The organism is Streptomyces sp. NPDC043427, assembly GCF_056436655.1.
This window is the reverse complement of the sequence record NZ_JBWKCC010000054.1, coordinates 17,334-27,121: the sequence shown is the minus strand read 5'-3', so window position 1 is coordinate 27,121 and position 9,788 is coordinate 17,334. Positions and strand designations below refer to the sequence as shown.

The window sequence follows — 9,788 nt, the reverse complement described above, 5'->3', positions numbered from 1 at the left end:
CTACGAACGCAAGGCCGACCACTTCCTCGCCTTCACCAGCATCGCCTGCACCCTGATCTGCTACCGCAGACTCACCAAATGAGATGACGTCTAAGGTCACCGGCATGGCGACTCTTCCCAACCCGCTGCCCAAGCTGGCGGCTGATCCGAGTGGGCGTGTGCTCGGGCTTCGTCTCCCTCTCGGGAGGCTGATCGACGTGACGGACGAGGGGACGTGGCATGAGCCCTTGCTGTGGCATGCGGAGCAGTCCGCGTCCCCCGGCAACTGGGCCGCGCTGGGCACACCCGCCGGCCGGGCCGGGCTCCTGCCCGTCCTCGTCGACCTCGGGGGTGACCAGGGCGGCCCCGAGGAGTGGGAGTTGATGCCGGGCGAGGTGTCGTACGCGGGGGATCACGACGCCGAGGACGTGCTCACCGAGCTGTGGGAGGAGTACGCGGCCGAGGACGACGAGTGGCCCGGACTGGCGGACGGTGCCGCTCTCACCGCCGATCCGGACACCCGCGCAACCGAGGTCGCCGACACCCTCGCCGAGGGCCGGTCCTGGTTCAAGGAACCGCATCTCGCCCTGGTCCCGGCCCGCCGCTCCGCCGACATACCCGCCGCCATCGGCTGGACCGGGCCCCTGAACTACGTGGACGACGTCGCCCGCCTCTGCGCGGTCCTGCGTTCCTGGGAGGACCGCTTCGGCATACGCGTCGTCGCCCTCGGCTTCGACCGGCTGGTCCTCTCCGTCGCCGCTCCGCCCACCTCCCTCGCCGAGGCGGAGGCAGTCGCCGCCGAGCACTTCGCCTTCTGCCCGGACAACGTCCTCCAGCCGAGCGGCGACCCTCAGACCGACGGCACCCTCGCCGCCTACGCCCGTCAGTTGCTCGACGAACCCACCACCTGGACCTTCTGGTGGGACTGAGAGCGGTGGGACTGAGACCGGTGGAACTACGGCCGGTGGGACTGAGCCCGCCGGTCCCGAGCCGCCCTATCCCCTGAGTCCATCCCCCAGCCTCCGCAGCCCCTCCCCGATCTCCTCCGGCGTCTGGGTCACGAAGCACAGCCGGAGGGTGGAGCGGTCGGGTTCGCCCGCGTAGAAGGGCGCACCCGGCACGTAGGCCACGTCGTGCCGTACGACCTCGGCGAGCAGGGTCGTCGTGTCGTACGAATCCGGAAGCCGGGCCCAGAGGAACATGCCCCCCTCGGGGCGCTGCCAGGACGAGCCCGCCGGAAGCGCCTCCGCGAGTCCGGCGAGCATCGCGTCCCGCCGCTCGCGGTACACGCCGGCGACGCGCGCCACGTGCGCGTCGAGGTCGCCCTCGGTCAGGTACCGCGCCGCCGCCAGCTGGTTGACGGTCGGCGTGTGCAGGTCGGCCGCCTGCTTGGCCACCACGCAGGCTCGGCGCAGCTCCGCCGGCGCGCGCAGCCAGCCGAGGCGCAGGCCGGGTGCCATGACCTTGGAGAAGGAGCCGAGGAGGACGGTGCGGTCGCGGGCGTCGGCGTGGGCGGCGATCCAGGGGACGCGCTCGCCGTCGTAGCGCAGTTCGCCGTACGGGTCGTCCTCGACGATCCACAAGCCGTGCCGCGCGGCGACGGAGGCGACGGCGGCCCGGCGTTCGACCGGCATGGTGCGGCCGGTGGGGTTCTGGAAGGTCGGCACGGTGTAGAGCAGCTTGGGCCCTTCCCGCTCCACCGCCGCGGCGAGCGCGTCCGGGTCGACGCCGTCGGCGTCCGTGCGGACCGCGACCACGCGCGCGCCCGCGAGGCCGAAGACCTGGAGGGCCGCCAGGTAGCAGGGGTCCTCGACGAGGACGGTGTCGCCGGGGTCGATCAGCGCTGCGGCGAGGAGGGACAGCGCCTGCTGGGATCCGGTGGTGACGATGAGGTCGTCGGCGGCGGTCGGCAGCCCGCGCGCGGTGTTCCGCGCCGCGAGCCGCTCTCTCAGTGCCGGCTCGCCCTCGGTCGTGGAGTACTGCAGGGCCCGTTCCGGTGTCCGTTCGAGCACCTCGCGGAAGGCCGCGGCTATGCCCGCCCGGTCGAAGAGTTCCGGAGCGGGCAGCCCGCCCGCGAAGTTGATCACCTCGGGGCGTGCGGTGACCGCGAGGATGTCCCGTACGGGCGAGCCGCCGATCGCCCGGGCCCGTGCCGCGAGCGGGGGGAGGGAAGCGGTGGGGGGCGTGGGGGCGACGGTCATGACACGGCTCCTTCGGCTGCGGGTACCTCGCGTGCCCGCAGCCTACGGAGATGGATGCTGCCTACACCGGCATTTCCGCGATCCGGACACCGGCCGCGCCCACCGCCACCGTCACGCCTTGCTCCCCGTCGCCCCGTACACGTTGATGTCCGCGTCCGTGACGTCACTGATGTCGTAGTAGCGCACCTTCTCGATGTCGTCGAGGCCCTCCAGATACGCGGCGTCCGGCTGTTCCGGCACGGGTGCCGCGCCGTCCGGCCGCCAGCGGTGCGCCGGGACGACGCCGGGCTCGGCTAGCTCGACACCTGCCTCGGTGAAGAACCGCTCGACCTCGGCCTTCGACCGCAGCACGAAGGTGAACCCGCGCTCCGTGTACGTCCGTTGCACCGCACGGATGCTCTCGGGGTTGAGGTCCTCGGTGAGGTGGCTGAGGACGAGCCGGCTGCCGGAGGGCAGCGCGTCCACGAGCTCGCGCACGAGCGGGTAGGCCTCCTCGTCCTCGACGAAGTGCAGGATCGCCACCAGGCACAGCGCGACCGGCTGGTCGAAGTCGATGGTCTTGGCGGCCTGTTCGAGGATCTGCGCCGGGCTCTTCAGGTCGGCGTCGATGTAGTCGGTACGGCCCTCGGGGCCCGACGCGAGCAGGGCGCGCGCGTGGGCGAGCACCACCGGGTCGTTGTCGACGTAGACGACCCGGGAGTCGGGGATGATCCGCTGGGCGATCTGGTGGACGTTCTCCGCGGTCGGCAGGCCGGTGCCGATGTCGAGGAACTGGCGGACGCCGTCCTCCTTCGCGAGTGCGGTGACCGCGCGCCGCATGAAGTCGCGGTTGTGCCGTACGTCGAGGTAGCCGCGGGGGTTCGCGGCGAGCGCGGCGGCGGCCGCGGCACGGTCCACGGGGTAGTTGTCCTTGCCCCCGAGGAAGACGTCGTAGACGCGGGCCGGGTGCGCCTTCGTGGTGTCGATCCTCCTTCTCAGCTCGGCGGGGTCGTGGCTGAGGGCATCACCGGACATGGCGTCTCCCCTGGAAGCTCGGTCATTTGATGCACAACCAATTAGGCGGGCAACAACCTAACTCCTGGGGCCACTTGATCGTGCCCGGACCGGGGCGGTCGGCTGCGCACCCCGTTTCGGCGTCCCGTCCGGCGTCCCAGGGAGACATGATTTCCGCAGTTCAGATAGGTGAGCCGGGTGCCGGCGTCCCGGATCGCGCCGAGACCGTGGCCTCCGGCCCAGCGAACGACGCATGCTGTGATCGTCCCACGCGCTCCTCGTCCGGAAGGCCGTCATGCCCGCACGCCGTGCCGCCCGCACCCGTCTGCTCGCCGCCGCCCTGACCACCCTCGCCGCGCTCGCCCTCACGGGCTGCCGGGACGGCGAGGGCCTGCGCGACGAGGGACCGTCGCACGCGGGGCTGTCCCACTCGTCCGCGCCCTACGACGTCCCGGCCTTGCCCCACGCGGAGCCGCCGAGCGGGAACTCGTAGGCGGGCCGCCCGTTGTCTCCGCTCACACGGAAGGGCCTGCCCTGGTCGTCGACGACGAGCGTGCCGTGCCGCGAACCGCTGGACCAGGCCAGCTCCAGGTACCAGCTCACGTCATACGCGGAGGCGTCCGCCTTGATGTAGTAGACCTCCGGGTCCGACTCGCTCACCTTGTACGGGAAGTCCCGGTTCCCAGCCGCAGGCTCGACCGCCGGCCGCATCGCGTCGAGGGCGACGGTGAAGAAGCGGGCCGGCACGCCGCCGCCGCAGCCGACGCCCGGGTAGCCCATGGCGTAGTCGTTCCAGGCGAGGGGCGCACGTTTGCCGACCATACGGACCGTCAGGTCGTTGACGACCACGGTCTCCTCGCCGGTGCCCTGCATGGTGAGCGTGACGAACTGCTCCCCCGAGGCGACGGCCCCGTGCGCGGCGACCCAGGCGGGCGCGTCGGACTCGAGGGGCGGCGGCGCCACCCGCCCCGGCGGCCGGTTGATGAGGTAGTGCTGGGAGCAGGGCTGCTCCCAGGTGTACGGCTGGACGGCCACCGTCAGCGGCGCCGGACCGGCCTCGGTTCCCTTCTTGGCACCACTCGTGGCACCCGCGCCGGGGCCGCCCTTCTTCCCGCCCTCACGCGAGGACCTCACGGAGGGAGAGGCGGACGGCGAGCGGGAGGCCGACGCGGACGCGGTCGCGGTCGTGGACGCGGACGCGGACGCGGACGGCGACACCGACTCGGAAACCCTGGCCGCTCCCTTCGACGCGCCCTCGCTCTCCGCCTCCCGCCCCAGCGTCGAAGCGGCCCCTGCTGCACCGCGCCGCCCGTCGTGCGCATCCTCCGACGGCAGACTCACCGCCAACGTGACGGCCCCGAGGACAGCGGCGACCGCGACACCGGCGACAAGCGCGGTACGAGCGCGCCGGCGACCGGAAAGGACCACGCGGGCCGGCCCGGGCTCGGGCTCTGACACTAGCTCGGGCTCCGGCACAAGCTCCGGCTGCGGCTCCGGCTCCCGCTCCGGCACAAGCTCCGGCTCCGGCACAGGCGCGGGTGCGGGCGCGGGCGCGGGCGCGGGTGCGGGTGCGGGTGCGGGTGCGGGTGCGGGTGCAGCAACAGCAGCCGCCGGAACAGCCTCAGCCCCCTTCCGCCCCCGAAACGCATCCGCCCGCACCCACCGCCGATGCAGTTCGACGAGCTCCTCCGGCGACGCCTTGCACAGCCGCGCCAGCCGCTCCACGGGCGCGTACTGCGCCGGTACGGCATCCCCGTTGCAGTACCGGTGCAGCGTCGACGTACTCATGTGGAGCCGTCTGGCGAGCGTCCCGTAGCTCAGCCCGGAGCGTTCCTTCAGTTCCCGCAGTAACTCCGCGAACTCGGTCGCGGCAGCACCGTCAAACACCGTTCTTCCCTCCCCGTGTCCCATTCCCGCGTTCCAGGGAACGGGTGTTTCTCCAGCTCAGAGCCGGTGTGAGCGTTCCAGCGTCCCTGATCGTCCGCTGGTCGTGGCGGGCGGGACGGATCACCCCACAGGCTGTTGTCATCCAAGCACGCCGCTCCCGGACCCCGGTCGAGCGGCCTGCTTCAACCATGCGTTTTCGGAAGAGGAATTGCCATGCGTACACGCCGTATCCCCCTGCTCGCCGTCACCGGTGCCGCTCTCACCGCCATCGCACTCACCGCGGGCGTGAACGGCACGGGCACGAAGGACGAGGGCGCGTCGCGGTCCATGGCCCCCGTGGCCGCGGCGGCCTCCAAGGGCTCGACCGACCCGTTCGACCCGAAGAACCGTGTCCTGTGCAACGGCTCCAACACCAAGGTCACCGCCCAGCCGGTGGCGCGTCCCCTCAACCACATGCTGATCACGGTGAAGAACACGGGCTCCAAGGTCTGTGACCTGACGTACTTCCCGCTGCTCCGATTCGACGCGATGCAGTGGGCGCCGCAGCCGATCGAGGACTCGAAGCCGCAGGCGGTGACGACCCTCGCACCCGGTGAGTCCGGCTACGCGGGCGTGCTGCTCTCCGCCGCCGACGGAAGCGGCGTCGGCGGCAGGACCGCCAAGAAGCTCACGGTCGGCTTCCAGGGCCGCAACTCGAACAGCAGCGGCGGCGCGTCCGCGACCCCGGCCCTGCCCGCGAAGGGCGTGTACTACGACAACTCGCTGACGGTCACGTACTGGCTGCGGGACATGGACGAAGCGCTGTCCTACTGAGCGGACAGCTGCCGGGCCGCCTCGACGGCCCAGTAGGTCAGGATGTTCTGCGCGCCGGCCCGCTTGATGCCGGTCAGCGTCTCCAGGATCGCCCGGTCGCGGTCGATCCAGCCCCTCTCGGCGGCGGCCTCGACCATCGAGTACTCGCCGGAGATCTGGTAGGCGGCGACCGGCACGTCCACGGAGTCGGCGACGCGCGCGAGGATGTCCAGGTAGGGGCCGGCCGGCTTGACCATGACCATGTCGGCGCCCTCCTCCAGGTCGAGCGCCAGCTCGCGCAGGGACTCCCGCACGTTGGCCGGGTCCTGCTGATAGGTCTTGCGGTCGCCCTTCAGGGACGAGCCGACGGCCTCCCGGAAGGGGCCGTAGAAGGCGGAGGCGTACTTCGCGGTGTAGGCGAGGATCGCGACGTCCTCGCGTCCGATCTGGTCGAGGGCGTCGCGGATCACACCGATCTGGCCGTCCATCATCCCGCTGGGCCCGACGACGTGCGCGCCGGCGTCGGCCTGGACCTGCGCCATCTCGGCGTACCGCTCGAGGGTCGCGTCGTTGTCGACCCGGCCCTGGGCGTCCAGGACCCCGCAGTGTCCGTGGTCGATCGTCTCGTCGAGGCACACGTCGGACATGACGAGCAGGTCGTCGCCGACCTCGGCGCGCACGTCGCGGAGGGCGACCTGGAGGATCCCGTCCGGGTCGGTGCCGGGCGTGCCCAGGGCGTCCTTCTTCGACTCCTCCGGCACCCCGAAGAGCATGATCCCGGAGATCCCGGCCTCCACCGCCTCCAGCGCGGCCTTCTTCAGGCTGTCGCGGGTGTGCTGCACGACGCCCGGCATCGCGGCGATCGGCACCGGCTCGCTCACGCCCTCCCGCACGAAGGCGGGCAGGATGAAGTCGGCGGGGTGCAGACGGGTCTCGGCGACCATGCGCCGCATGACGGGGGTGGTGCGCAGCCGACGGGGACGCGTACCGGGGAAGGATCCGTACTTCGTCATGCGTCTACGCTACGCCCGCCCGACGGCCGCCTTTACCGACTGCCCGTCGGGGACTTGAGGCGACCGAGGACGCGGCCGCCGCACATGCGCGGCCCACCTCCCGGGTCCATGCTGGAAGTGCCAGTCTCAACAAGCACGCGAGGACCCGCCGTACCTGCGTAGCTGCCCCACGGAGCCCGCGATGACCGCGACCCACCACACCCCGTCCGACCTGTTCGCCCTGTCCGGAGTCCGTGGCCCGGTCCTGCGCCCCGGGGAGGACGGCTACGTCGCCGAAGTGACCGGCTTCAACCTGGCGGCCGCCCACACCCCGGACATCGTCGTGGGCGCGACCTGCGCCGACGACATCGTGGGCGCGCTGCGCTGGGCCACCGCCACCGCCACCCCCGTGGCCGTCCAGGCCACCGGTCACGGCGCGAACTACCCCATCGACCGGGGCCTGCTGATCACCACCGTCCGCATGACGGACGTACGGATCGATCCGCGCGAGCGCACGGCGACGGTGGCGGCCGGCGCGAGGTGGAGCCATGTCCTGGAAGCGGCCGCCCAGCACGGCCTCGCCGCGCTGTGTGGCACGTCCACGGACGCGGGCGTGGTCGGCTACACACTGGGCGGCGGCCTCCCGCTCCTCGGCCGGGCGTACGGCTACGCGGCCGACCTCGTCCGCTCCCTCCGGCTCGTCACGCCCGACGGGACGCTGCACGACGTCGACGCGGGACACGATCCCGACCTGTTCTGGGCGCTGCGCGGCGGCAAGGGCAACGTGGGCATCGTGACCGAGATGACCTTCGACCTGCTCCCGCTGTCCCGCATCCTCGGCGGCGGCATCTACTGTCCCGGCGAGCACGCGGAGGCCCTGCTGCGCACCTGGGCGAACTGGACGCCCACGCTGCCCGTCGAAATGAACTCGGCGTTCTCGCTCCTGCGCCTGCCCCCGCTGCCGGCGATCCCGGAGCCCCTGCGCGGCGGCTTCTGGGCCCGCGTGGCGGTGGCCTGGACCGGCGACGTGGCGGAGGGCCAGGCACGGCTGGCCCCGATCCGTGAGGCGGCGCCGGTCACGGTCGACACCGTGGAGGAGATGGACTACACGGACGTGGACCGCATCTACATGGAGCCGCAGGACCCCCTCCCCGCGAGGGAGTCCTGCGCCCTGCTGCGCGATCTGACCCCCGACGCGGTGGACACGTTCCTGTCCGAGGCCGGCCCGGCCATGACCGACTACCCCCTGCTCCTGGTGGAGTTGCGCCACATGGGCGGCCAACTGTCCCGCCCCGCCCACGTCGAGGACGCGATCTGCGCCCGCGACGCCAGCTACATCCTGGAAACGGTCGGCGCCCTCGTCTCACCGCAGGCCGCAGCGGCCGTGGAGACGGCCACCCTCTCCCTGCACCACGCGATGGCCCCCCACGGCACCGGCCTCACCATGGTCAACATCCACGGCACCCCCGGCGACGACCGCGACCGCGCCCGCGCCTGGACCCCGGAGGTCTACGCCCGCCTGGGCCGCACGAAGACGACGTACGACCCAGGCAACCTGCTCCGCTACGGGCACACGGTGATGCCCGCGTAGACAGTGTTACCCGCGCGACTGAGGGAGCCTCGGACGGCTCAAGCCGCACTGAGTGAACTGCCTGCAGTCGACGACGCGCGTCGGCAGTCGCGGCAGCGGCCGGCCTGCGGGGCACGGAAGGCGCGTTCGCAGCCGTCGCAGGTTTGGAAGGGGTGAGGACGGCGGCCCGCCTGGGCATCTGCCGGTACGGCCGGTGGCGCCGGGATCGTCGGAAGGGGTGCGGGCAGCAGTTCGCGGAGGCGGTAGCCGAGCACGCCGGCCGGGCGTCGCATGTCCGCAGGGAGGTCGGCAGTCAGGGCGCGGTGGACGACGGCGGCCGGGGCACCACGGTCGAACCAGGCGGAGACGGCGGGTGCGAGCGCCCGCACGTCCCGGTGGGAGAGGGTGAGGCGGGCGTCGGTGTGGCGCAAGGCCGCGAGGAGGGCGATGGCCCTCTCATGGCGGCCGTCGTGAGGGGCTTCTTCCGGGGGCGGGCTCTGCGGTACGGCCCGCCGCTCGGGCTCCTCAGGCGGCTGGGTGAGTACGGGAGCGGCTTGTGTGTCGCAGGACGCCGACTGGTCCGGGCCTCGGTCGTCCTCCTGAGACGTCTGTGGGTCGTCCCCTGAAGGGCGCACCACAGCGCTTCGGCCGCGAGGGCGGGTCGTGGGGATTCGCCCGGAGGCCGAGTGCGCCGTGGTGGCGCCGGGCGTGTGGTGCGCGTACGTGCGGGTGAACAGCCGCCCCGCCTCCGTACGCTCCCGCACCCGCTCCAGGTAGCCGTACGCCTCCAACTCCCGCAGGGCGAAGGCGATCCGGTCCCGGCCCTCGGGGAAGCGGTCGGCGAGGCTGCGGATGTCGACCGGGGCGCCCTCCGGCAGCGACAGGATGTGAGTGGCCAGTCCGATCGCGGTCAGCGACAGCTCGCGGTGCTGGGCGAGGTGATTGCCGATGACGGTGTAGTGGCCCGACTGGTACGCCCGTACGTGGGTGACACCGGAGTGGGTGGTGCTTCGCCGAACATCCTGATCCGGACGCACGGCAGCGTTAGGCTTCTGCTCAGCCATGGGGAAGGTCCGCTCTTCCTCGTTGGTCAGGCCCTCGCACTGGGATTGCCGTCCCGGCGGGGGCCGATGCATGTGTGGGGATGTGGAGTTGTGGACGTTGCCGCCTGCTCGGCGGCCTGCGCATGCCTCGCCAGTCTGTCGCGGCTGCGGCGCAGCTCGCTCACCCCCACGTCGACCATTGGAGCAGGATACTGAGCGGAAGGATGGGCTCTGGGACAGTTCCTTGGCACGCATGGCCCGACCGATGCCCGCGAAAGGACGCCCGGAAAAAGAACGCGCCCCGTACCGCAGTACGGGACGCGTCCGTCAT

The 9,788-nt window shown here is 72.0% G+C and carries 9 protein-coding genes; 4 read left to right on the top strand and 5 right to left on the bottom strand.

What is annotated here, in order from left to right; genetic code table 11:
• Positions 1-104: 104 nt before the first annotated feature.
• Positions 105-908 carry a DUF4253 domain-containing protein gene (locus AC067M_RS45040; protein WP_478702793.1) on the top strand — a complete coding sequence of 268 codons (804 nt, stop codon included), beginning with the start codon at positions 105-107 and terminating at the stop codon, positions 906-908.
• A gap of 66 nt (positions 909-974) precedes the next feature.
• Here AC067M_RS45040 and AC067M_RS45035 read toward each other — a convergent pair whose 3' ends face one another.
• Both AC067M_RS45035 and AC067M_RS45030 read right to left on the bottom strand, forming a co-directional pair.
• Positions 975-2,180 carry an aminotransferase-like domain-containing protein gene (locus AC067M_RS45035; protein ID WP_478702792.1) on the bottom strand — a complete coding sequence of 402 codons (1,206 nt, stop codon included), beginning with the start codon at positions 2,178-2,180 and terminating at the stop codon, positions 975-977.
• A gap of 111 nt (positions 2,181-2,291) precedes the next feature.
• Positions 2,292-3,194, bottom strand: a complete 903-nt coding sequence (locus tag AC067M_RS45030; protein WP_478702791.1) for an SAM-dependent methyltransferase — start codon at positions 3,192-3,194, stop codon at positions 2,292-2,294.
• A 274-nt stretch (positions 3,195-3,468) separates the two neighbouring features.
• On the opposite strand from AC067M_RS45030, the gene AC067M_RS45025 reads away from it, so the two are divergent.
• A complete protein-coding gene (locus AC067M_RS45025; protein WP_478702790.1) occupies positions 3,469-3,666 on the top strand; it encodes a hypothetical protein in 198 nt (65 codons plus the stop codon).
• On the opposite strand, the gene AC067M_RS45020 is transcribed toward AC067M_RS45025, so the two are convergent.
• A complete protein-coding gene (locus AC067M_RS45020; protein ID WP_478702789.1) occupies positions 3,615-5,084 on the bottom strand; it encodes a helix-turn-helix domain-containing protein in 1,470 nt (489 codons plus the stop codon). The two genes, AC067M_RS45025 and AC067M_RS45020, sit on opposite strands and share 52 nt — an antisense overlap.
• A 189-nt stretch (positions 5,085-5,273) precedes the next feature.
• Between AC067M_RS45020 and AC067M_RS45015 the strand changes: the two genes are divergently transcribed.
• Entirely contained in the window at positions 5,274-5,873 is a 600-nt protein-coding gene (locus tag AC067M_RS45015; protein ID WP_478702788.1) for a DUF4232 domain-containing protein, read from the top strand.
• On the opposite strand, the gene hemB is transcribed toward AC067M_RS45015, so the two are convergent.
• Positions 5,867-6,865 carry a porphobilinogen synthase gene (gene hemB / locus AC067M_RS45010; protein ID WP_478702787.1) on the bottom strand — a complete coding sequence of 333 codons (999 nt, stop codon included), beginning with the start codon at positions 6,863-6,865 and terminating at the stop codon, positions 5,867-5,869. The genes AC067M_RS45015 and hemB overlap by 7 nt on opposite strands.
• Positions 6,866-7,046: 181 nt before the next feature.
• Between hemB and AC067M_RS45005 the strand changes: the two genes are divergently transcribed.
• The gene (locus tag AC067M_RS45005) at positions 7,047-8,435 is read left to right on the top strand and encodes an FAD-binding oxidoreductase (RefSeq protein ID WP_478702786.1); all 1,389 of its coding nucleotides are present in this window, start codon (positions 7,047-7,049) and stop codon (positions 8,433-8,435) included.
• Positions 8,436-8,473: 38 nt separating this feature from the next.
• Here the strand turns inward: AC067M_RS45005 and AC067M_RS45000 are convergent, their stop codons facing one another.
• Entirely contained in the window at positions 8,474-9,478 is a 1,005-nt protein-coding gene (locus AC067M_RS45000) for a helix-turn-helix domain-containing protein (RefSeq protein WP_478702785.1), read from the bottom strand.
• Between the last annotated feature and the right edge of the window lie 310 nt (positions 9,479-9,788).

Excerpts from the sequence above, each read along its gene's own strand:
- AC067M_RS45015 (WP_478702788.1), top strand. The coding sequence starts at position 5,274 with ATGCGTACACGCCGTATCCCCCTGCTCGCCGTCACCGGTGCCGCTCTC.
- AC067M_RS45005 (WP_478702786.1), top strand. The coding sequence starts at position 7,047 with ATGACCGCGACCCACCACACCCCGTCCGACCTGTTCGCCCTGTCCGGA.
- AC067M_RS45025 (WP_478702790.1), top strand. The coding sequence starts at position 3,469 with ATGCCCGCACGCCGTGCCGCCCGCACCCGTCTGCTCGCCGCCGCCCTG.
- AC067M_RS45040 (WP_478702793.1), top strand. The coding sequence starts at position 105 with ATGGCGACTCTTCCCAACCCGCTGCCCAAGCTGGCGGCTGATCCGAGT.
- AC067M_RS45030 (WP_478702791.1), bottom strand. The coding sequence starts at position 3,194 with ATGTCCGGTGATGCCCTCAGCCACGACCCCGCCGAGCTGAGAAGGAGG.
- AC067M_RS45035 (WP_478702792.1), bottom strand. The coding sequence starts at position 2,180 with ATGACCGTCGCCCCCACGCCCCCCACCGCTTCCCTCCCCCCGCTCGCG.
- hemB (WP_478702787.1), bottom strand. The coding sequence starts at position 6,865 with ATGACGAAGTACGGATCCTTCCCCGGTACGCGTCCCCGTCGGCTGCGC.
- AC067M_RS45020 (WP_478702789.1), bottom strand. The coding sequence starts at position 5,084 with ATGGGACACGGGGAGGGAAGAACGGTGTTTGACGGTGCTGCCGCGACC.
- AC067M_RS45000 (WP_478702785.1), bottom strand. The coding sequence starts at position 9,478 with ATGGCTGAGCAGAAGCCTAACGCTGCCGTGCGTCCGGATCAGGATGTT.